This window comes from Streptomyces pristinaespiralis, from assembly GCF_001278075.1.
GTDB classification, from domain to species: domain Bacteria; phylum Actinomycetota; class Actinomycetes; order Streptomycetales; family Streptomycetaceae; genus Streptomyces; species Streptomyces pristinaespiralis.
The window spans coordinates 4,638,667-4,659,090 of sequence record NZ_CP011340.1; the positions used below are offsets into that span (position 1 = coordinate 4,638,667).

Genomic DNA, 20,424 nt, shown 5'->3' on the forward strand with positions numbered 1-20,424 from the left:
ACACCGGCCGGCCCGGACTCAGACGTCCCGGCGCTTGAGCACGACGCCGGCCGCGGCCAGTGTCGCCGCCGCCCACAGGGCCAGGGCCGTCAGCGCGCCACCGGGTGACGCCGCTCCAGGGACCGCCTCCGCCGACATCAGGGCCTCCAGGGCCTTGGTCGGGAAGTACTTCAGGGCATCGGCCACGAACTCGTACGGGAGCATGGCGATCACCTCGGGCAGGACCATCAGGCCGCCGATGAACGCGCCGATGGCGCCGGGCACCGACCGCACCAGCGCGCCCAGGCCGAGGGCGATCAGCCCCAGCAGGGTGAGCCCGGCCGAGCTGCCCACGAGGGCGCGCGTGACTCCGGGGTCGCCGAGGGACGCCTCCTGGTCGGTGCCGGCGAAGAAGAGCTGCGCCACGGGGAAGGTGACGAACGCGGTGACGAGGGTGACGGCGAGGGTGACGGCGCCGAAGACGGCCGCCTTGGACCACAGGACCGGGAGCCTGCGGGGCACGGTGGTCATCGAGGCGCGGATCATGCCTGTCGAGTACTCGCCCGCGGTCACCAGGATGCCGAGGACGGCGAACGCGATCTGCGCGAACTGGACGCCGATGAGGGTGAGTACGACGACGTCCACGTCTCCGTCGCCGCCGCCCGTCTCGTAGGTCGCGCCCATGAGGAGGCCGATGCCGAACGTCAGCAGCCCGGCCGACATCAGGGTGATCCAGGTCGAGCGCAGCGTCCACAGCTTGTGCCACTCGGAGCGCAGGACGCGGGTCGGGGTCAGCTCGTACGTGCTCATGCTGCTGCTCCTTCGAGCGGGACGGCCTGGTACTCGACCGCCTCGTGCGTGAGGTCCATGAAGGCCTGCTCCAGCGAGGCGGTGACGGGGGTCAGTTCGAACAGGGGGATGCAGTGCGTGGCGGCGGTACGGCCGATGCTCCGGCTGTCCGTGCCCCGCACGAGCAGTCCGTCCGGGCCTGTGCGCTCCACCTCGACGCCGGGTCCGCCGAGGACCCCGGCGAGGGATGCCGCCTCGGGTGAGACCACCTTCACCGCGGACGCGCCCGCGTCCCGGACGAACGCCTCCACCGTCGTGTCGGCGAGCAGCCTGCCGCGGCCGATGATGACGAGGTGGTCGGCGGTGAGGGCCATCTCGCTCATGAGGTGCGAGGAGACGAGGACCGTGCGGCCCTCCGCGGCGAGGGACTTCAGGAGCGTCCGGATCCACAGGACGCCGTCGGGGTCGAGTCCGTTGACGGGTTCGTCGAGGATCAGGGTGGCCGGGTCGCCGAGGAGGGCGGCGGCGATCCCGAGGCGCTGGCCCATGCCGAGGCTGAAGCCTTTGACCCGCCGGCCGGCGACCTCGGTCAGGCCGGTCATGCCGATGACCTCTTCGACGCGGGAGGGCGGGATGCCGTGGGTGTGGGCGAGGGCGAGCAGGTGGTTCCTGGCGGTGCGCCCGGGATGGATCGAGCGGGCCTCCAGCAGGGCCCCGACCTCGGTGAGGGGCGCCGGATGGTCCGGGTAGGGGCGTCCGCCGACGGTGGAGTGTCCGCGGGTGGGCGCGTCGAGGCCGAGCAGGAGGCGCATGGTGGTGGACTTGCCGGCGCCGTTCGGTCCGAGGAAGCCGGTGACGGAGCCCGGCCTGACGCTGAAGGTGAGGTCGTGGACGACGGTCCTGTCGCCGTAGCGCTTGGTGAGTTCGACGGCCTCGATGCCGTGCGGTCTGGTCATGTCCCCGACGCTATGGAGCGGGAGGCGCCCGGTCGTCCGACCGCGGGCGGGAGAGCGGGACGCGGCGTAGTACCTGGGTACGACCGGGAAACGGCATTGCTCGGGGACGCAGGTCAGGGCCAGTATCGGGGGATGGAACACGTGATCCGGCGCGTGCGTGCCGAGGAGTGGGCACGCGCCCGCGACCTGCGGCTGGCCGCCCTTCAGGACCCCCTTGCCCCGATAGCGTTCTACGAGTCGTACGAGCAGGCCCTCGGGCAGCCCGACTCCTTCTGGCAGGAGCGCACCTCGTCGGCGGCCGCCGGGGTGGACGTCGTGCAGTTCGTGGCCGAGGCGCCGGACGGCAGGTGGGACGGCACGGTGTCCGTGCTGGTGGAGCCCAAGGGCAGCGCGCGCATCGGCAAGCCGGCGCCGGTCGACCAGACCCATGTGGTGGGGGTGTTCGTGCGGGCGGAGGCGCGCGGCAGCGGGCTCGCGGCGGAGTTGTTCCGTGCCGCCCTGGACTGGTCGTGGGCGCTGGACGAGCCGCGTGTGGACCGGGTCCGGCTGCTGTTCCACGAGGACAACGAGCGGGCCGCGGGCCTGTACCGCAAGGTCGGGTTCGTGCCGAGCGACGACACCGCGCCGGTGCCAGAGGACCCGCCGGCCCGGGAGTACGAGATCCGGCGGTAGCCGAGGGACGGACGGTCAGTGCGAGGGGAGCGGGTCCTGCCAGCGGGCGCGGGCCTGTTCGGGGGAGCGCAGGAGGGCGACGGCCGGCAAACCCTGGTCCTGGCCGGCCGACAGCAGTTCGGGGAGGCGGGGGAACGGGGCGACGGCCGCGACGTCGTCGAGCACGAGCGTCAGTGGTGGGTCGAGCCGACCGTCGGATGACCGTGCGGCCATGCGGCGGCCGTGCTCGACCACGTCTGCGGCGAGCGCCGTCAACAGAGGCATCGCGCCGGGGTGGGTGCGCGGATCCTCGATCGGTTCACCCACCACATACAGCGTGCCCGCTGCGTTCACGAATGATTCCAGGGCGAGCGAATCCGTTCGATTCGGTGTGCACGCTTCGCGGATGTGGACGGAGGACAGCGCGGACAGCGCCCGCAGGGCCAACTGCTGAGCCACCTCCCGCCGTTCCGGGTGCGCGGTGAGAGCCGACTCGAGGAGGCCGGCGAGCCCGGCCGTGGCCTTGGGGTGGGTGCGCAGGATGCGTACCGGCTCGTGGGCGCCGGTGCCCTGGGCCCAGCGGTGGACCTGGCGGAACGGGCGGCCGTCGACGGCCGCGGCGTGCAGCCAGCAGCGCAGGAGCGTCTCCGCCGTGTCCGCCATGGCGGCGTCCATGAGCGCCAGGGGGCGCACCGGCGCCAGCAGGGCGACCGCACGGGCCGCCGCCGTCCTGTCGTCCTCGCAGTGGGCCGTCGGGGACCAGTGGAGCCGGGCGGGGGTGTCGCACAGGTGCCCGGGGTCGTAGACCAGTACGGGGCCGAGCTTGGCCCGTGCGTCCTTGGTGCCGGCCCACACCGCCGGGTCGGAGGTGACGACGAGCGCGGGGCCGTCCGCGTCGAGGAGGGCCTGCACGGCGGCGGGGCGGCGTACGGTGCGGTCGCCGTACAGCACGCGCGGTGCACGGGTGCGAGGGGCCGGGACGGTGGCGAGCGGTGCCGCCACGGGGGCCGCCGCTTCCACGCGTGTGTCCTCGACGGGAGCGGCAGCGGTTTCAGGAACGTGCCGCGCGTGTACGGGGGGCTCGTGGTGCGGTTGCTGTTCCCGGGGGCCCTGCTCCCGCGGCCGGCGACCCTCCTCGCGTGCCGCCGCCCGGACGGCCCTCCAGCGGGCCACGGTGCCGAGCGTGAACACCGTGAGCACGATCAGCACCATCAACTGGCCGATGAGCAGGCCCCAGAACAGTCCGTAGCCCGACAGCTCGGCGGGCGGCGTGGCGGGCCAGGCGCCGGCCAGGTCGTGCGGGGCGGCGGCCAGTTCCCGCATGGCCGTCGGTGTGTTGCCGAAGGTGACGCCGGCCGGCCAGGCTCCGTGGGCGAACAGGCCCGCGAGACCCGTGGCCGACCACACGAGCAGCGTCAGGCCGAGGAGGAAGGCCAGCAGTCCGACCAGAAGGCCGTCGGGGATGCCCCCTTGGCGCTCGCCGGGCCGGCCGCCGCCCTGTCTCTGACGCCCCTCGTGCATCTCACGCCACCGTCGACTCTGACGACTCGTTCAGCTGCTGCTGTTCGATGAGCTGCGCCCGCTGCTCCGCCTCCCATTCCGCGGCCTGGACGTGCTCCGGAACGGAAGGCACGGAGGACTCCGTCATGGCCCGGTCGGTGAAGACGAGCGGCCTCTCCGCCTCCGTCACGAGGTGCTTGACCACTTGGACGTTGCCGTTGACGTCCCACACGGCGATGCCCGGTGTCAGCGTGGGGATGATCTCGACGGCCCACCGCGGCAGGCCGAGCACCCGGCCGGTGGCCCGTGCCTCGTCGGCCTTCTGGGCGTAGATCGTCCGGGTCGACGCCATCTTGAGGATCGCCGCGGCCTCCTTGGCGGCAGCACCGTCAACGACGTCGCTCAGGTGGTGGACCACCGCGACGAACGACAGACCGAGCCGGCGCCCGAACTTCAGCAGCCGCTGGAAGAGCTGCGCGACGAACGGGCTGTTGATGATGTGCCACGCCTCCTCCACCAGGAAGATGCGCTTCTTGCGGTCGGGCCGGATCCAGGTGTGCTCGAGCCACACACCGACGATCGCCATCAGGATGGGCATGGCGATGGAGTTGCGGTCGATGTGCGACAGGTCGAAGACGATCAGCGGCGCGTCGAGGTCGATGCCGACGGTGGTCGGCCCGTCGAACATGCCCCGCAGGTCACCGTCGACGAGCCGGTCCAGGACCAGAGCCACGTCGAGGCCCCAGGCGCGTACGTCGTCTATGTCGACGTTCATCGCCTCCGCGGACTCGGGCTTGGGGTGCCGCAGCTGCTCCACGATGTCGGTGAGGACCGGCTGCCGGTCGGTGATGCTGGCGTTGACGTACGCGTGGGCGACCTTGAGCGCGAAGCCGGCGCGCTCGTCGAGGCCGTGCCCCATCGCGACCTCGATGATGGTGCGCAGCAGCGCCAGCTGGCCGGTCGTGGTGATCGACGGGTCGAGCGGATTGAGGCGGATACCGCCGTCCAGTGCCGTCATCGGGTCGAGCCGGATGGGGGTTATCCCCAGCTCCTGCGCGATGAGGTTCCACTCGCCGACGCCGTCCTCGCCCTGCGCGTCCAGGACGACGACCTGCCGGTCGCGGAAGCGCAACTGCCGCAGCACGTACGTCTTCTCGAGGGCCGACTTGCCGTTGCCGGACTCGCCGAGCACCAGCCAGTGCGGGGCGGGCAGCTGCTGCCCGTAGAGCTGGAACGGGTCGTAGATGTAGCCCTTGCCGCTGTAGACCTCGCGGCCGATGATCACGCCCGAGTCGCCGAGACCGGGCGCGGCGGTGGGCAGGTAGACGGCCTGGGCCTGGCCCGTCGACGTACGGACGGGCAGACGGGTGGTCTCCACCTTCCCGAACAGGAAGGAGGTGAAGGCATCCGTGAGGACGGACAGCGGATCTCGCATGGCGGACTGCCCTCTCGGTCAGCGTCGGATGCCGGTCGCGAACGGCAGGGTGTTCACAAAGGCCCTGTGATGCTCGCGGTCGCACCACTCCAGCTTCAGGTACGACTTGCCGGCGGAGGCCCGGATCGTGCGCTTGTCCCTGGCCAGGGCCTCGGGCGAACGCGACGACACAGTGATGTACCCGACGAGGTTGACCCCCGCCGCACCGCTCGCGAGATCTTCACCCCGCTGGTCGAGCCTGCCGTGCGCGGCGATGTCGCGCGGGTCGACGGTCCGGTTCATCTTGGCGGCCCGGCTGGCGTCCGCCTCGTCGTTGGTCTTCTCCGTCAGCATCCGTTCGATGGCGACCTCGGTGGGCTCCAGGTCCATGGTGACGGCGACCGTACGGATCACGTCGGGGGTGTGGACGAGCAGCGGGGCAAGGAAGTTGACGCCGACCGGGGTCATCGGCCACTCCTTCACCCACGCGGTGGAGTGGCACCAGGGGGCGCGGGTCGAGGACTCGCGGGTCTTCGCCTGGAGGTAGGTCGGTTCGACGGCGTCCAGTTCGGCCGGCCAGGCGTTCCGTTTCGTCATCGCCTGGATGTGGTCGATGGGGTGGTCCGGGTCGTACATGGAGTGCACGAGGGACGCGAGCCGGGACTGGCCCAGGGGCTGCCGTACGCGGATGTCGGCCTCGGCGAGCCGGGCACAGATGTCGGTGAGTTCACGTGCCATGACGACGGCCAGACCGGCGTCCTTGTCGAGCCGCTTCGCGCCGGAGGCGTGGCGGACGGCACGTGCCATGGCGTGTGCCTCTGCGGCCAGTTCGCGGGAGTAGTGCATGCACGCCACCAGATAGGCGCGGTGCTGCTCGCTGGACGTCGACACCATCGACTGGAGCTGCTCGTACGACTGCTGGAGCCAGCCGGGCGCCGCCGCGTTCCCGCGCTGTGCCACGTCCTTGGCGTGCGCGTCGGGGTCGGCGGGGAGCGTACGGGCGAGCATCTGAAGCCTGGTCACGAAGCCGTCGCCGTTGGCGACATGCTTCAGCAGCGTGCCGAAGCGGTCGACGAGGGCCTCCTGGTCCTCGCTGTCGCGCAGACCGACGCCCGGCCCCTCGATCTCGATCGCCGCGGTGACGGTGCGGCGGTCGGCGTGCAGCAGTACGGCGATCTCGTCGGGGCCGAACGGTGCGGCCAGCCAGTTGATCCGCCCGATGCCGGGCGGCGGGCCGACCTCGACCTCCCGCCCGTCGAGCCGGGTGCCGGCCTCGACGGCGCCGGACCGGTAGAGGGTGCCGCCGCTGCGCAGGGAACGCTTGTAGCTGCGGTTGATCTCGAACCACTTGTAGAAGGTGCGCTGCTTGTAGGGCACGTAGACGGCGGCGAGCGCCAGCATCGGGAAGCCCATCAGCAGCACGATGCGCAGGGACAGGACCGGCACCAGAAGCCCGCTCATCATGCCGAGGAACGCGCCGGCGATGATCAGCGCGATCTCGCCGGTCTCGCGGTTCTTGCCGATGACCGCGTTCGGCCGGGCACGGCCGATGAGGTACGTGCGGCGGGGCGTGATCGGTTGGGACTGGGTCGTCAACGCCGGCCACCTCCTGTGCTGTTGCGATTGCTGTGCGGGGTACCGCCGGTCGGGCTGTTACGAGGCGCGGGCGTGGCGCCGCCGCCGGCCGGGGGAGTACGGCTGCCGTGGGCCGCCATGCCGCCGGACGCGGGATTGGCGGGACGGGGGGTGCTGCTGCCGCCGTCGCCACCGGTGTTCTGGTTGCCCCGGGAACTGTGCGTCTTGATGCCCTGGGACACGAGGGCGGCCGGGGAGCTGATGACGGCCGCCGCCTTGCCCTCGGCGCCGTTCTGGATGCGGTTGTTGCGGGAGGCGGCGATCTCGTCGCCGAAGCCGGGGACGAAGCGGTAGATCATCGCGGAGGCGAAGATGGCGAGCAGGATGATCGCGAGCCCCGACACGACGGCGGAGAACGAGTCCGGCCCGTCGTCGGCGGACAGCGCGCCCGCGAGGCCCAGCACGATCACGATCACCGGCTTGACCAGGATGATCGCGATCATGATCCCGGCCCAGCGGCGGACGTGGCCCCACATGTTCTTGTCGACGAGGCCCGCGTAGACGACGACGCCGAGGAGGGCGCCGACGTAGAGCAGCACGGCCCGGATGAACAGCTCCAGGTAGAGCACGCCGGCGGCGAGGATCGTGACGAGCGAGACGACGATCAGCATGATCGGCCCGCCGCCGATGTCGTCGCCCTTCGCGAGGGCCTTGGAGAAGTTCCCGAAGAACATCTCGGTCTGCCCGGACGTACTGCCCGAGATGACCTCGGTGACGCTGTCGGTCACAGAGACGAGGGTGTAGAGGATCAGCGGCGTGAAGGCCGAGGCGAGCACGGTCAGCCACAGGAACCCGATCGCCTCGGACACGGCCGTCATGAACGGCACGCCCCGGATGGCCCGCTTGGCGACGGCCAGCAGCCACAGGAGGAGCGTGAGGATCGTGGCGGCGGCGAAGACGATGGCGTAGTGGGCGAGGAAGGTCAGGTTCGTGAAGTCGACGGTGGCCGTCGACTCGACGGCCTGCGACAGCTTCCCGATCGTCCACGACGCGGCGTCGGCGCAGCCGCGGGCGAGCGACGACAGGGGATCGAGCGCGGCGGTGGGGTCGTCGACGGACGACCGGCCGGGGGTGGCGGGGGCTTCGCCGTCTTCGCAGTACTCCTTGGCGGGGCCGATGAGCAGGTCGCAAGGGTTGTTGCTCGTACTGGGAGTCGGGGTGGGCTCGGCTGCGGCATTGGCCGCGAAAACGAAGCCGGCCGTCTGCACTGCAGTGAAGAGCGTCAGGAGAGACCGGGCGTGGCGAGGGTCACCGGGCATAAGTAAAGCCTCCGAACTCCGCTACGGCCTTGCTGATCTCGTCAGAACTGGAAGCGGCAATGTCGCCGGGCAGAGGCGCTGGGCCGTCGTGCTGTGTGTCGGCAGAGACCTTCCAGTCGTTGCCCGTCCAGCGAAGATCGAAGATCCACGTCTTCCAGGTGGTGCTGACCGGGTCTGTGGAGTCTGGGCCCGACATGCCGATCAGTCCCGTGTACCAGACGGCCACACGAGCGGATTCGCCCTCGAACTTCTCCACCTTGGTTCCTACCGGGATGGTGCGGGAGATGAAGGTGTGGCCCTGAGGTGGATCACCCTGTGCGTCGAGCCCCAACCGTTCGAGGAACTGGCCGGAGTAGGCGACGTCCTGAGGCCCCTTCAGGCGAGCTGCAGCCTCAGGGGTGTAGACGGTGTCCATGATCTGGTGCCGGCTGTTCGGTTTGAACATCTCTACCGATCCCAGGGCCACCGCATAGTTCGAGGCCGCGCTCTGCGCCCCCTGCTCGTCCCGCGCGTACCCCGTCGGGATGCCGCCCGCGTTGCCCTTCACCGGGCGGACGCCCGACGGGGCCGTCGGCTGGGCCTTGGGGGCCTTGTCGACGGCCTCCGGCGGGGTGTCCGCGCCGCCGCCCTGGTTGGCGAAGGCGATCGCCGCGATCAGCAGGACCACCACACCGACCACCGTGATGAGCGACCGTGAGCTGCTGCGCCCCGTGCGCCGCGCGCCGCCGTAGATGTCCGCGTCGGCGCTGCCCGGGAGGCGGGTACGGGTCTGGCCCGAGCCGCCGAAGCCGTCGCTCGTACGGCCGGGCTCGCCGCCGTAGCCGTGATCGTCGCCGAGGCTCATCTGGCCCAGGCCCCCTCAACCAGTGGTGGACGAACTGCTTGCCGCGCCGGCGCGGTGTGGTGACTCGACATCAGGGAGACGCAACCTCGAACGGTGGGCCCGGGCGTGCCCGGAGAGGACTGACGGGTGCTAGACAGCCATCCCGTAGACGATGGTGAACAAGGTCCCCAGTGACCCGATGATGAAGACTCCGGTCAGACCGGCGACGATCAGGCCCTTGCCCTGTTCGGCGCTGAACGTGTCGCGCAGTGCCGTCGCGCCGATGCGTTGTTTGGCCGCTCCCCAGATCGCGATGCCGAGGCAGAGCAGGATGGCAATGGCCATCACGACCTCGATCATCACTCGAGCCTCGTTTCCCAGGCTCCCGAACGGCCCCCAGTTGGGGGCGATTCCGCCGATGATGGTGGTGATATCGCCCTTTTCGGCTGCCAGGATCATGTAACTCACCGCCCCAGTTGGGTTGTTGGCCGCCTACGCCGCTCGGCACAGGCTCAGGGTTCTATCTTCGCTGATGAAACCGCCCGCGTATGCCGACTTGGAGGGTCTCTTTACCCGATCTCCGCACGTATGACCGAGCCGGCCACCCTGACCTGCGGTGGCGTGGTTCGGATCGGTGCGGGTGCATGCATGGTTACTCTGTGTATCACGGAGAGTGACTTCGAGCAATGACTGTCGTTGTTCCACCTTTGGGGTGGTTCGCCCCGGGTACGACGACGGCGGCGCGGATCCCCGTCGGGTTCCGCGCCGCCGTGGTGCTCGCCGGGCCTGGGCCCGGTCCGGTTCAGCGGATGGCCACCATGTAGCCGAGCACTCCCAGCGCGATGGCGAGGAGTGCGATGAAGGTCACCGTCGCCACCGTGCCGCCGGCGTCACTCGTTCGGCGTTCTGTTCTTCCCTCGTTGCGGGCGTCCTCCGTGGCGGGGGTGTCCGTCACGCTCGCAGCGTTCTTCACGTCTTGCTCCTGTGGTGCTGTGTTACCGGTCCCCGCCGTGGTCGCCGGAGGGGGGTCTGACCTCAGCCTTCTGGGCTGTGTCACACAGAGTAGCCGCAACTGGTCCAGACCAGTTCCGCGGGGTCCGGGGTGCCGGCGGCGGCGTCCGTGCCGGTCTCCACTCAACCCTGTTGCTCACGCGGTGAGTTGCCTACGCTTCGGCGGGTGACCGAAAACGCGCCCATGGCTGCTCGCATAGACACCACGCGCCCTCACACGGCGCGGATCTGGAACTACTGGACCGGTGGCAAGGACAACTATCCGGTCGACAGGGAGGTCGGCGACCAGATCCGGACACTGCACCCGGGCATCGGGGACTACGCCCTGGCCGATCGTAAGTTCCTCGGTCGCGCCGTGCGGCATCTCGCCGGAAAGGCCGGAATCCGTCAGTTCCTGGACATCGGTACGGGCCTGCCGAGCGCCGACAACACCCATCAGGTCGCCCAGAGCGTCGCCCCGGACGCGCGCATCGTCTACGTGGACAACGACCCGCTCGTCCTCGTGCACGCACGCGCCCTGCTGACCGGTACCGCGGAAGGCAGCACCGACTATCTCGACGCCGACCTGCGGGACATCGACACGATCCTGGCGCAGGCGGCCAGGACGCTCGACTTCTCCGAGCCCGTCGCGCTGATGCTGCTCGGTGTCGTGATCTTCGTCGAGGACGACGAGGAGTCGTACGGGGTGGTGCGCCGGCTCATGGACGCGCTGCCCTCCGGGAGCCACCTCGTCCTGTCGCACACGATCACCAGCCCGGCGATGCCGGACGTGGACGCGGCGGTCGCCTTCTGGAACGAGCACGGCACCCCGCGCCTCACCCAGCGCACGCCGGAGCAGGTGGAGCGCTACTTCGACGGCCTGGAGCTGCTGCCTCCCGGCGTGGTCTCCTGCAACCGCTGGCGCCCGGACGCCGCGGAGTCGCCGCTGACGCCGGAAGAGGTCGCGATGTACGGGGGCGTGGGGCGCAAGGCGTAGCCGGGCACGTCCGGGGCCGGGCCGGTCGGCGGCGACGCGCCATGCGCCAGGCCCGGCCCGCCCCGCTCCGACCGAGGCCTTGCCCCGCACCAGGGGCGGCGGAGCCGCGTAGCTGCTCACCGCCGGCGGCTGCGCGGGCACGGCGAACCGGTGCGCCGGGCGAGCGCCTCCACGGGACGGGGGTGGCCGCCTAGACTGGCGCCGAAGCGGACTACCGGGCGCTGAGGGGTGTTTGACGGTGCGTAAGGCGTGGCTGGTCGCGGGGCTCTCTATCGGGTTCTGCCTGTGCTTCGTCGCGCTGCTCGTCGTCGGCACGTACTCGGCTGCCTCCGGGCTCCTCGGCGGCGCCAAGAACGGGGCCGTGGGGCTGGCGAAGGGCGCCGTGCCGGCGAAGTACCAGCCGTTGGTGCAGAAGTGGGGGAACCTCTGCCCCGCCATCAACCCGGCGCTGCTCGCCGCCCAGCTCTACCAGGAGAGCGGCTGGAACCCCAAGGCGCAGAGCCATGCCGCCGCACAGGGCATCGCGCAGTTCATCCCGGGCACCTGGGCGTCGCACGGCATCGACGGGGACAACGACGGGGACCGCGACGTGTGGGACCCGGCGGACGCGATCCCGTCCGCCGCCTCGTACGACTGCGAACTGGCTGGATATGTTCGCAAGGCGCCCGGTGATCCGACCGACAACATGCTCGCCGCCTACAACGCGGGTGCCTACGCGGTCATCAAGTACGGCGGTGTCCCTCCGTACCGTGAGACGCAGAACTACGTGAAGGTCATCCGGACGCTCGAGCAGAGCTTCGCCAAGCCGGTCGGCCGGGTCGAGCCGTCGAAGCAGGCCGCCGGGGCGATCTACTTCGCGCAGCAGAAACTGGGCACCAAGTACCTGTGGGGCGGCAACGGAACGCCCGAGCAGGGTGGGCGTTTCGACTGCTCGGGCCTGACGCAGGCGGCCTACCGCACGGTGGGGATCGAGCTGCCGCGGGTGGCGAACGACCAGTACAACGCCGGGCCGCACCCCTCGCGGGACGAGTTGCTGCCGGGCGATCTGGTCTTCTTCTCCGACGACCTGACCAACTCGAGGGCGATCCGGCACGTGGGGCTGTACGTCGGGGGCGGGTACATGATCAACGCCCCGTACACCGGCGCGGTGATCCGGTTCGACAAGATCGACACTCCGGACTACTTCGGCGCGACACGGGTCACCGAGGACGGCGCGCGCGCCCTGCCGACGGACCTGCCCCAGGCGCCCGAGGCATGAGCGGAATGCACTCGAGTGGCTGGAACACGACGGTTGTGCCAGGGCTCTGAGCTGCGACGACGTGTCACTCTTCGATAACGTCATGGTGATCGTTCGGTGGAGAGTGGAACGCGACCGCCGATCACGTCGTTCCCTGGGCAGGGAAGGCCGCACTGACCATGCAGCAGACACCGCACTGACCACGGGGGTTGATTCAGGACGGCGCACAGGCAGGTGCGCCGGCAGGCACAAGGCAAGGGGCCGCAGCAGATGGCTGGACTCGCAGCAGACGGTGTGAACCCGGATGTCGGCCTGCTCTACGACATCAACGGCCTCGCCAAGGACGCACCCACCTGGCTGGACCGCACCATGGAGTTCGTCGGCGAGTACGGGATCATGCTCGGCCTCGTGCTGGTCGTGCTCTGGTGCTGGTGGAGCGTGCGCCGGCGCGGCAGCGCGGAGGACTCGGTCTCGGCGGTCGCCGGGCTGATCTGGGCACCGCTCGCCGCCGGAATCGCGCTGCTCGTGAACATCCCCATCCGGGGCTTCGTGGAGAGACCGCGGCCTTTCCTCTCCCACGAGGGCCTCGAGGTCCTCGTCGCCGGCAAGACCGACTACTCGTTCGTGAGTGACCACGCCACGATGGCGATGGCGATCGGCGCCGGACTGTTCGTGGCGAACCGCAGGTTCGGCCTCGCCGCTCTCGGCCTCGCCGTCGCGGAGGGCTTCTGCCGGGTCTACATGGGCGTGCACTATCCGACCGACGTCATCGGTGGATTCGCCCTCGGTACGGCGGTGGCGCTGCTGCTCGCCCCCCTGGCCCTCGCCCTGCTCACGCCGCTGGTGTCGGCGATCGCGGGCTCGCGCCACTTCGGGTGGCTCGTGCGGTCCAAGCGGGCCGCGGCGGGCGGTTCGCTGCGGCCCGAGTCGCTGGACATCCCGGAGCCGAGGGCGGAGGGCAAGGGCGAGAACGGCCTCGCGGCCTGAGCCGTGGGCCGCGAGCCCTACAGCGCCTGCGGGTAGTCGAACACGCGGTCCGGGTCGTACCGCCTCTTCAGCCGGGTGAGCCGGTCGAGGGCGGGTCCGTAGTAGGCCCGGCGCCAGTCGGACAGCGTCGGATCGGCGTAGTTCTGGTACGCCGCCCCCGACGCGTAGCGCCGCAGCGACGCATGGGTGTCCCTCAGCCAGGACTGCTGCGCGGCGCCGCCGGTGCCGGGTCGCCAGGCGGCGATGTACTGGGCCAGCATCCGTGAACGGCGGTGCACGAACGACGTCGCCAGGGGATCCACCCGGTTCACCGCGCCGCCGAGGGCGGTGAGCGCGATCGAGCCGCCGCCGCCCGCGCCGGCCGGGAGACGGGTGAAGGCCTCCGCCGCCGCGATCAGCGCGCGCAGGCCGCCCGCCGTGATGTCACGGTCGTAGAAGTCGGAGGCCGAGGCGTACGTCTCGCGGGGCAGCGCGCCGCGCCGGTCGCGGCCGGGGGTGCTGCCCGGCAGCCGGCACTGTTCCTCGCTGAGGGAGAGGCAGTTCGCGTAGCCGAGCATGGCGTCCCGGTAGCCGCGGGGACGCAGGGCGACGGAGGCCGGGGCCGAGCCGGCCGCGCCCGCGAGCCGGTCGACGGCGTTCCGCAGATCGCTCTCCGCGCCGAGTGTGAAGGCGACGACGGACAGGGTGGGCCGGGAACCGCCGGGGCCGGCGGCGAGGTGCAGCGAGGACCAGATCTCGTCCGGCTGGTCGGGGCCCCACCGCTGCCACGCGGCGAGCACCTGCTCCGCCTTCTGCCACGGCCAGTTGAGGTAGGCGGTGACGGTGTCGGGGGTGGGGCTGGTGCGGAAACGCAGGCGTGTCACCACGCCGAAGTTGCCGTTCCCGGCGCCGCGCAGCGCCCAGAAGAGGTCCTTGTTCTCGTCGGCGTTCGCGGTCAGCGCTCTGCCGTCGGCGGTGACGACCGTCGCCTCTGTGAGGCTGTCGCAGGTCAGCCCGTAGGCGCGGGAGGTGACACCGTGGCCGCCGCCGAGTGCGAGACCCGAGACGCCGACCGTGGGGCAGGAACCGGCGGGGACGGTACGGCCGTGCCGGGCCAGGGTGTTGTAGACGTCGATGAGTTTCGCGCCGGCGCCCATCGAGCCGTCGGCCCCGATCCGGTCGAGCAGCGACACGTCGATGACGAGGCGTCCGTTGCCCGAGGACCAGCCGCCGTAGGAATGGCCGCCGTTGCGGATGGACACCGGCGTGCCGTGGGCCCGCGCGTAGGCCAGGCACTCCTTCACGTCGTCCTCGCCCGCGACGTAGGCGACGGCTGCCGGCTTCAGCGAGTCGAAGCGTGTGTTGTAGAGCTGCCGGGCGCTCGCGTACGCCGCGTCCCCGGGCCGTATCAGCTGCCCGTCGAGTCCGCGGGCGAGGGCGGCCCAGTCCGCGGCGGCGGTCCTGGTGGCCGACGGCGTCGCGGTGGCGGACGGGCCGCGCGTCGGGGCGGTGGTGCCCGGTGCGGTGCCGGCCTCCTTTTCCGTGCAGCCCGTAGCGGCGGCCGCGGTGAGGGCGACAGCGGTGGTCAGCAGCGCACGCCGGTCCATGGAACCTCCTGGGGAACGAGACGGCTCCCGGCGCCGGCAGGTTCCCGGGCCGACGGCCCGGGTCAGGACGTGCGGGTCGGAACGTGGGACCGGGCGTCGGTACGGGCCCGGTCACGGGACCGTCTGGCCGGCCCCGACCAGCCGCAGGTGCAGCGGGCCACGGCGAAGGAGCCGCGCTCGACGGTGGTGGTCGTATGCGTCGCCGGGTCGCCGGCCGAGGGGTCCTGCTGAGGCACGGTTCCACGGTACTGCCGCCCCGGAGGCCGCAAAGCCCCGGGACCGGCGTGACGACGTGCCGGGGCGGTCGTTATGCGAGTGGGTCGTTCCCCGGCCCCTCGGGCGGAGGGCAAGGGGGGACCCGTACAAGCGGCGGTCCGGTGTTGGGGGTTGGCAGGCAATGGTGGTGCAGCACAAGCGCAGGGGCGGAGCGGTCGCCGTCCTGGCAGCCATGGCCGTGGCGGCGGCCGGGGGGTGCTCGGACCCGGGCGCTGCCGCGGAGGACGGCCACGGCCCCGCCCCCGGCAGGTCGGGCGGCCCGACGGACGAGGTGCGCAGTGCCGCTGACGCGCTGACCGGGGCCAGGAGTTCCAAGGCGCGTACGTCGATGGAGATGGCGTCCGGCGGCACCCGGGTCACCATCCGGGGCGAGGGCGGGTACGACTTCGCCCGGGGCATGGGCGAACTGAAGGTCGTGCTGCCGCCGGACGCCGCCGGCGAGGACGAGCACAAGCCCATCACCGAACTGCTGACGTCCGGCGCCCTGTACATGAAGAACCGGGGCGCGGGTGTGCCGGCGGACAAGTGGGTCAGGGTGGACACGACCACCCTGGACGACGGGAACCTGGTCACGGGCGGGGCGACCGATCCGCTCACCGCCGCCGAACTGCTCCGTGGGGCGGACGAGGTGACCTACGTCGGCGAAGCGGAGATCGCCGGCCAGAAGGTACGGCACTTCCGGGGCGTCACCGACATCGGGCGGGCGGCGCGGGCGGCGGAACCTCATGCCAGAGCGTCACTGGCCGCAGCGGCGAAAGGGTTCGCCAGGGATGTGGTGCCGTTCGACGCCTACCTCGACGAGGCGGGCAGGCTCCGGAAGGTGCGGCACCGCTTCGCGTTCGTCAACGAGGGCCGAACGGTCGACGTCACGTCGACCACGGTCCTCTTCGACTTCGGGGCGCGGGTCGTCGTCCGGCTACCGGACAAAGAGGACATCTATTCCGGAAAGGTCGAGGCCTGAGCGTGCCGGGCGGGCCCGTCCGCGCGGGGGAGGCCAGGGGCACCTGGCCGGGAGAGTCAGAACCTAAATGGTCCGGACGTGCCATGCGCGGCGTGTGCACCGCTCCCTACGCTAGGAAACCGACATCGGCCGGAAGAGGTGATTGCACGTGGCCCCGCCCAGTACGACCACCGTCCAGGACGACCATGTGGCCCTCGCCGAGATCGAGCTGTGCGGCGAGCTGATGATCGCCGCGTCGGCAGCCGCGGAGGAACGCCTCAGCGCGGACCGTATCGACGAGGTCCTGATGGTGGCGGCCGAGCGGTCCGCCTGCCGGTGAGACGCCGCCACCGCCCTGCTCCGACCGGTCCCGGCGCGGGGCGGGACCGCCGGTGCCGCTCCGGTCGGAGACCGTCAAGATCAAGCCACGCGCGGGGGCCCGGTCAGGTGCGCAGCAGCCGGGCGATGGCCTTCGTCGCTTCCTCCACCTTGGCGTCCACCTCGGCACCGCCCTTCACCGCCGCGTCCGCGACGCAGTGCCGCAGGTGCTCCTCGAGCAGCTGCAGCGCGAAGGACTGCAGGGCCTTGGTCGAAGCCGAGACCTGGGTGAGTATGTCGATGCAGTAGACGTCCTCGTCGACCATCCGCTGCAGGCCGCGGATCTGGCCCTCGATCCGGCGCAGTCGCTTGAGGTGTTCGTCCTTCTGCTTGTGGTACCCGTGCACGCCGCGGTCGTGGTCGGTCTCTTGCTCCGTGACCGGAAGGCCGGCCGCCTCGGTGGTCGTCATCGTGTCCTCCCGTTGTCCCTGAAGGGGATGTATACCCCTCGTGGGTATATGGTAACGAATGGTGCGGAAACCGGTGGGGGTCCGTGCTGATCGCCTTGTTCCGATGGGCGACACTGGGATACTGCCGGTTAGCCGTGGCCGGATGATGCGCCTAGCATCAGCCTGACCGAATCCAAGCACCCCGAGGACCCCACGTGCGATTTCGTCTGACCCCCAGGGAGACGAGCTTCTACGACATGTTCTCCGCCTCCGCGGACAACATCGTCACGGGCTCGAAGCTCCTGATGGAACTGCTCGGGGCGGAATCCTCCGCCAGGGCCGAGATCGCGGAACGGATGCGGGCCGCCGAGCATGCCGGGGACGACGCCACCCACGCGATCTTCCACCAGCTGAACTCCTCGTTCATCACGCCGTTCGACCGCGAGGACATCTACAACCTCGCATCGTCCCTCGACGACATCATGGACTTCATGGAAGAGGCCGTCGACCTCGTCGTCCTCTACAACGTCGAAGAACTGCCCAAGGGCGTCGAGCAGCAGATCGAGGTCCTGGCACGGGCCGCGGAGCTGACGGCCGAGGCCATGCCGCACCTGCGGACGATGGACAACCTCACCGAGTACTGGATCGAGGTCAACCGGCTGGAGAACCAGGCGGACCAGATCCACCGCAAGCTGCTCGCCCACCTCTTCAACGGCAAGTACGACGCCATCGAGGTTCTCAAGCTGAAGCAGATCGTCGACGTGCTCGAAGAGGCCGCGGACGCGTTCGAGCACGTGGCGAACACGGTGGAGACCATCGCGGTCAAGGAGTCCTGAACCACGTGGACACCTTTGCCCTGGTCGTGACCATCGGGGTCGCGCTCTTCTTCACGTACACCAACGGCTTCCACGACTCCGCGAACGCGATCGCGACATCGGTCTCCACGAGGGCGCTGACGCCGCGAGTGGCACTGGCGATGGCCGCGGTGATGAACCTCGCGGGCGCCTTCCTCGGACAGGGCGTCGCCAAGACCGTCAGCGAAGGGCTCATCGAGACGCCCGTCGGCTCGCGCGGCATGGGCATCCTGTTCGCGGCGCTCGTCGGCGCGATCGTCTGGAACCTGATCACCTGGTACTTCGGCCTGCCCTCCTCCTCGTCGCACGCGCTGTTCGGCGGCATGGTGGGCGCGGCGCTCGCCGGCGGGACCGAGGTGATCTGGACCGGGGTGCTCGAGAAGGTCGTCATCCCGATGTTCGTCTCGCCGATCGTCGGTATGGCCGTCGGCTACCTGGTGATGGTCGGCATCATGTGGATGTTCCGCAACGCCAACCCGCACAAGGCGAAGCGCGGCTTCCGGATCGCGCAGACGGTGTCCGCGGCGGGCATGGCGCTCGGTCACGGTCTCCAGGACGCGCAGAAGACGATGGGCATCGTCGTGATGGCCCTCGTCATCGCCGACGTCGAGAACCAGGGCGACCCGATCCCCGCCTGGGTCAAGATCGCTTGTGCGCTGATGCTGTCACTCGGTACGTACGCGGGTGGGTGGCGCATCATGCGGACGCTCGGCCGCAAGATCATCGAGCTGGACCCGCCGCAGGGCTTCGCGGCGGAGACCACGGGCGCGTCGATCATGTTCGGCTCGGCGTTCCTGTTCCACGCGCCGATCTCGACGACGCATGTGATCACCTCGGCGATCATGGGCGTCGGCGCGACGAAGCGGGTGAACGCGGTGCGGTGGGGTGTCGCGAAGAACATCATCCTGGGGTGGTTCATCACGATGCCGGCGGCGGCGATGGTGGCGGCGGCCAGCTATGGCGTGGTGTACCTGATCTTCGGCTGACCCCTGCGGATGCCCGCTGCGCGGGCCGTCTCCCCTCCCCGGCCCCCTCGGCAACCGGGCTGCGCCCAGCCCCCGACCGAGCTCCGCCCGGGACCCCCGACCGGGCTGCGCGCCGGGACCCGTACCGGGCTGCGCCCGGGACCCTCGACCGGGCTGCGCGCCGGACTCTGTACTGGGCTCCGCGCCGGAGGGGCTGTGCCCGGGATCCTCGATCGGGCTCCGCCCACGACTCGTACCGGGCTGCGCGCCGGACTCTGTACTGGGCTCCGCGCCGGAGGGGCTGTGCCCGGGACGCCCGACCGGGCTCCGCCGGGACGCCCGACCGGGCTCCGCCGGGACGCCCGACCGGGCTCCGCCGGGACGCCCGACCGGGCTCCGCCGGGACCCCCGACCGGGCTCCGCCGGGACCCCCGACCGGGCTCCGCGCCGGGACTCTGTACCGGGCTCCGCCCGGGACCGGCACCGCGCTGCGCGCGGTGTTTCGGGGCCCCGCCCCGGGCCCTGCGCCGGACTCAGTAACGGACTCCGCGCCGGGACCCCCGACCGGGCTGCGCCCGGGACCCCCCGACCGGGCGCGCCCACGACTCGTACCGGGCTCCGCCCCGGACGGGCTGCGCCCGGGACCCGTACCGGGCTGCGCCCAGCCCTCGACCGGGCTCCGCGCCGGGACTCTGTACCGGGCTCCGCCCCCGGGCACCGCGCCGGACTCCGTACCGGGCTCCGCGCCGGACTCTGTACCGGGCTCCGCACCGCGCTGCGCGCGGTTTCGGGGGCTCCGCCCCCGGGCCCCCGCGGCTCGATCGCCGGCCGGGCTCGAGTGGTCCGGACGGGGCCGGGTCGTTTCCGCCGACGGGCCGGAGACCGCGGCGCCCGCCATGCGCGAAAGCCCCTACCCGGCCCGGCCCGGTCGGGAAATGGTTGGGCCCGCCCCCTGGGAGAGGGGGCGGGCCCTTCGTCTTGGGGTGGCACCGCCATGCAGCACCCCAGGACGCCTGCTCCCCGGCGGGCCGGGGCGTTTGTCAGCCGAAGCGGCCGGAGATGTAGTCCTCGGTCGCCTGGACGGACGGGTTGGCGAAGATCCGCTCGGTGTCGTCGATCTCGATCAGCTTGCCGGGCTGGCCGACCGCCGAGAGGTTGAAGAACGCCGTGCGGTCGGAGACGCGCGCCGCCTGCTGCATGTTGTGCGTCACGATGACGATCGTGAAGCGCTCCTTCAGCTCGCCGATCAGGTCCTCGATCGCGAGCGTCGAGATCGGATCGAGCGCCGAGCACGGCTCGTCCATCAGCAGCACGTCGGGCTCGACCGCGATCGCGCGGGCGATGCACAGGCGCTGCTGCTGGCCGCCGGAGAGGCCGGAGCCGGGCTTGTTGAGCCGGTCCTTGACCTCGTTCCAGAGGTTCGCGCCCTTGAGGGAGCGCTCGACGATCTCCGCCAGCTGGTTCTTCTTGTAGGTGCCGTTCAGCCGCAGACCCGCCGCGACGTTGTCGAAGATCGACATCGTGGGGAAGGGGTTGGGCCGCTGGAAGACCATGCCGACCGTGCGGCGCACGGCGACCGGGTCGACGTCCTTGGCGTACAGGTTCTCGTCGTCCAGCAGCACCTTGCCCTCGACGCGGCCACCGGGGGTGACCTCGTGCATGCGGTTCAGCGTGCGCAGGAACGTGGACTTTCCGCAGCCGGACGGGCCGATGAAGGCGGTCACGGAGCGGGGCTCCACGGTCATGGAGATGTCGTCGATCGCCTTGTGGGAGCCGTAGTAGGCGGTCAGGCCCGATACGTCGATTCGCTTGGCCATGG

At 70.9% G+C, this 20,424-nt stretch carries 21 protein-coding genes; 8 read left to right on the plus strand and 13 right to left on the minus strand.

Going from position 1 to position 20,424, the window contains the following annotated elements; all coding sequences use genetic code 11:
* Positions 1–18 precede the first annotated feature (18 nt).
* Together SPRI_RS19690 and SPRI_RS19695 are read right to left on the minus strand one after the other, a co-directional pair.
* On the minus strand, positions 19–789 hold the full coding sequence (locus SPRI_RS19690) for an ABC transporter permease (protein ID WP_005315433.1): 771 nt from the start codon (positions 787–789) through the stop codon (positions 19–21).
* Positions 786–1,724 carry an ATP-binding cassette domain-containing protein gene (locus SPRI_RS19695; RefSeq protein ID WP_005315435.1) on the minus strand — a complete coding sequence of 313 codons (939 nt, stop codon included), beginning with the start codon at positions 1,722–1,724 and terminating at the stop codon, positions 786–788. The genes SPRI_RS19690 and SPRI_RS19695 overlap by 4 nt, the downstream gene beginning before the upstream one ends.
* Before the next feature lie 132 nt (positions 1,725–1,856).
* Here SPRI_RS19695 and SPRI_RS19700 point away from each other — a divergent pair, with 132 nt between their 5' ends.
* Positions 1,857–2,396, plus strand: coding sequence for a GNAT family N-acetyltransferase (locus tag SPRI_RS19700; protein WP_037774293.1), 540 nt, complete (start codon positions 1,857–1,859; stop codon positions 2,394–2,396).
* Positions 2,397–2,411: 15 nt separating this feature from the next.
* On the opposite strand, the gene SPRI_RS19705 is transcribed toward SPRI_RS19700, so the two are convergent.
* The 7 genes from SPRI_RS19705 to SPRI_RS38880 all read right to left on the minus strand — a co-directional run bounded on the left by SPRI_RS19705 (position 2,412) and on the right by SPRI_RS38880 (position 9,979).
* Positions 2,412–3,896: a type IV secretory system conjugative DNA transfer family protein gene (locus SPRI_RS19705; RefSeq protein WP_005315439.1), complete on the minus strand. Its 1,485-nt coding sequence runs from the start codon at positions 3,894–3,896 to the stop codon at positions 2,412–2,414.
* 1 nt (position 3,897) lies between these two features.
* Positions 3,898–5,310, minus strand: coding sequence for an ATP-binding protein (locus SPRI_RS19710; RefSeq protein WP_005315442.1), 1,413 nt, complete (start codon positions 5,308–5,310; stop codon positions 3,898–3,900).
* Positions 5,311–5,328: 18 nt separating this feature from the next.
* On the minus strand, positions 5,329–6,885 hold the full coding sequence (locus SPRI_RS19715; RefSeq protein ID WP_005315445.1) for an SCO6880 family protein: 1,557 nt from the start codon (positions 6,883–6,885) through the stop codon (positions 5,329–5,331).
* Positions 6,882–8,183 carry a hypothetical protein gene (locus tag SPRI_RS19720; protein ID WP_005315447.1) on the minus strand — a complete coding sequence of 434 codons (1,302 nt, stop codon included), beginning with the start codon at positions 8,181–8,183 and terminating at the stop codon, positions 6,882–6,884. The genes SPRI_RS19715 and SPRI_RS19720 overlap by 4 nt, the downstream gene beginning before the upstream one ends.
* Entirely contained in the window at positions 8,173–9,027 is an 855-nt protein-coding gene (locus tag SPRI_RS19725; RefSeq protein WP_005315448.1) for a hypothetical protein, read from the minus strand. The genes SPRI_RS19720 and SPRI_RS19725 overlap by 11 nt, the downstream gene beginning before the upstream one ends.
* 129 nt (positions 9,028–9,156) lie before the next feature.
* A complete protein-coding gene (locus SPRI_RS19730; RefSeq protein WP_005315450.1) occupies positions 9,157–9,465 on the minus strand; it encodes a hypothetical protein in 309 nt (102 codons plus the stop codon).
* A gap of 343 nt (positions 9,466–9,808) precedes the next feature.
* Positions 9,809–9,979, minus strand: coding sequence for a hypothetical protein (locus SPRI_RS38880; protein WP_182327691.1), 171 nt, complete (start codon positions 9,977–9,979; stop codon positions 9,809–9,811).
* A gap of 222 nt (positions 9,980–10,201) precedes the next feature.
* Between SPRI_RS38880 and SPRI_RS19735 the strand changes: the two genes are divergently transcribed.
* The 3 genes from SPRI_RS19735 (at position 10,202) to SPRI_RS19745 (ending at position 13,217) form a co-directional block, all read left to right on the plus strand.
* Positions 10,202–10,993: an SAM-dependent methyltransferase gene (locus SPRI_RS19735; RefSeq protein ID WP_037774294.1), complete on the plus strand. Its 792-nt coding sequence runs from the start codon at positions 10,202–10,204 to the stop codon at positions 10,991–10,993.
* A gap of 238 nt (positions 10,994–11,231) precedes the next feature.
* Positions 11,232–12,251 (plus strand): C40 family peptidase, encoded by a 1,020-nt coding sequence (locus SPRI_RS19740; protein WP_005315456.1) that lies wholly within the window; start codon positions 11,232–11,234, stop codon positions 12,249–12,251.
* A gap of 249 nt (positions 12,252–12,500) precedes the next feature.
* The gene (locus SPRI_RS19745; RefSeq protein WP_005315458.1) at positions 12,501–13,217 is read left to right on the plus strand and encodes a phosphatase PAP2 family protein; all 717 of its coding nucleotides are present in this window, start codon (positions 12,501–12,503) and stop codon (positions 13,215–13,217) included.
* Between the two features lie 17 nt (positions 13,218–13,234).
* On the opposite strand, the gene SPRI_RS19750 is transcribed toward SPRI_RS19745, so the two are convergent.
* Together SPRI_RS19750 and SPRI_RS38885 are read right to left on the minus strand one after the other, a co-directional pair.
* Positions 13,235–14,803, minus strand: coding sequence for an FAD-binding oxidoreductase (locus tag SPRI_RS19750; protein WP_005315460.1), 1,569 nt, complete (start codon positions 14,801–14,803; stop codon positions 13,235–13,237).
* Positions 14,804–14,865: 62 nt separating this feature from the next.
* Positions 14,866–15,039 (minus strand): hypothetical protein, encoded by a 174-nt coding sequence (locus tag SPRI_RS38885; RefSeq protein WP_005315473.1) that lies wholly within the window; start codon positions 15,037–15,039, stop codon positions 14,866–14,868.
* A gap of 161 nt (positions 15,040–15,200) precedes the next feature.
* Here SPRI_RS38885 and SPRI_RS19755 point away from each other — a divergent pair, with 161 nt between their 5' ends.
* Together SPRI_RS19755 and SPRI_RS38705 are read left to right on the plus strand one after the other, a co-directional pair.
* On the plus strand, positions 15,201–16,040 hold the full coding sequence (locus SPRI_RS19755; protein ID WP_005315476.1) for a hypothetical protein: 840 nt from the start codon (positions 15,201–15,203) through the stop codon (positions 16,038–16,040).
* 148 nt (positions 16,041–16,188) lie between these two features.
* On the plus strand, positions 16,189–16,359 hold the full coding sequence (locus SPRI_RS38705; protein WP_005315477.1) for a hypothetical protein: 171 nt from the start codon (positions 16,189–16,191) through the stop codon (positions 16,357–16,359).
* Positions 16,360–16,462: 103 nt separating this feature from the next.
* Here SPRI_RS38705 and SPRI_RS19760 read toward each other — a convergent pair whose 3' ends face one another.
* On the minus strand, positions 16,463–16,807 hold the full coding sequence (locus tag SPRI_RS19760) for a metal-sensitive transcriptional regulator (RefSeq protein WP_005315479.1): 345 nt from the start codon (positions 16,805–16,807) through the stop codon (positions 16,463–16,465).
* 194 nt (positions 16,808–17,001) lie between these two features.
* On the opposite strand from SPRI_RS19760, the gene SPRI_RS19765 reads away from it, so the two are divergent.
* Positions 17,002–17,622, plus strand: coding sequence for a DUF47 domain-containing protein (locus SPRI_RS19765; RefSeq protein WP_005315481.1), 621 nt, complete (start codon positions 17,002–17,004; stop codon positions 17,620–17,622).
* Between the two features lie 5 nt (positions 17,623–17,627).
* The gene (locus tag SPRI_RS19770) at positions 17,628–18,626 is read left to right on the plus strand and encodes an inorganic phosphate transporter (protein WP_005315484.1); all 999 of its coding nucleotides are present in this window, start codon (positions 17,628–17,630) and stop codon (positions 18,624–18,626) included.
* Between the two features lie 1,019 nt (positions 18,627–19,645).
* Here SPRI_RS19770 and pstB read toward each other — a convergent pair.
* Positions 19,646–20,422, minus strand: a complete 777-nt coding sequence (gene pstB / locus SPRI_RS19775; RefSeq protein ID WP_005315486.1) for a phosphate ABC transporter ATP-binding protein PstB — start codon at positions 20,420–20,422, stop codon at positions 19,646–19,648.
* Positions 20,423–20,424 lie beyond the last annotated feature (2 nt).

What these genes read in the sequence shown, in the direction of transcription:
- SPRI_RS19690 (WP_005315433.1), bottom strand. Translation starts at nt 789, where the DNA reads ATGAGCACGTACGAGCTGACCCCGACCCGCGTCCTGCGCTCCGAGTGG.
- SPRI_RS19695 (WP_005315435.1), bottom strand. Translation starts at nt 1,724, where the DNA reads ATGACCAGACCGCACGGCATCGAGGCCGTCGAACTCACCAAGCGCTAC.
- SPRI_RS19700 (WP_037774293.1), top strand. Translation starts at nt 1,857, where the DNA reads ATGGAACACGTGATCCGGCGCGTGCGTGCCGAGGAGTGGGCACGCGCC.
- SPRI_RS19705 (WP_005315439.1), bottom strand. Translation starts at nt 3,896, where the DNA reads ATGCACGAGGGGCGTCAGAGACAGGGCGGCGGCCGGCCCGGCGAGCGC.
- SPRI_RS19710 (WP_005315442.1), bottom strand. Translation starts at nt 5,310, where the DNA reads ATGCGAGATCCGCTGTCCGTCCTCACGGATGCCTTCACCTCCTTCCTG.
- SPRI_RS19720 (WP_005315447.1), bottom strand. Translation starts at nt 8,183, where the DNA reads ATGCCCGGTGACCCTCGCCACGCCCGGTCTCTCCTGACGCTCTTCACT.
- SPRI_RS19725 (WP_005315448.1), bottom strand. Translation starts at nt 9,027, where the DNA reads ATGAGCCTCGGCGACGATCACGGCTACGGCGGCGAGCCCGGCCGTACG.
- SPRI_RS19730 (WP_005315450.1), bottom strand. Translation starts at nt 9,465, where the DNA reads ATGATCCTGGCAGCCGAAAAGGGCGATATCACCACCATCATCGGCGGA.
- SPRI_RS19735 (WP_037774294.1), top strand. Translation starts at nt 10,202, where the DNA reads ATGGCTGCTCGCATAGACACCACGCGCCCTCACACGGCGCGGATCTGG.
- SPRI_RS19745 (WP_005315458.1), top strand. Translation starts at nt 12,501, where the DNA reads ATGGCTGGACTCGCAGCAGACGGTGTGAACCCGGATGTCGGCCTGCTC.
- SPRI_RS19750 (WP_005315460.1), bottom strand. Translation starts at nt 14,803, where the DNA reads ATGGACCGGCGTGCGCTGCTGACCACCGCTGTCGCCCTCACCGCGGCC.
- SPRI_RS19755 (WP_005315476.1), top strand. Translation starts at nt 15,201, where the DNA reads ATGGTGGTGCAGCACAAGCGCAGGGGCGGAGCGGTCGCCGTCCTGGCA.
- SPRI_RS19760 (WP_005315479.1), bottom strand. Translation starts at nt 16,807, where the DNA reads ATGACGACCACCGAGGCGGCCGGCCTTCCGGTCACGGAGCAAGAGACC.
- pstB (WP_005315486.1), bottom strand. Translation starts at nt 20,422, where the DNA reads ATGGCCAAGCGAATCGACGTATCGGGCCTGACCGCCTACTACGGCTCC.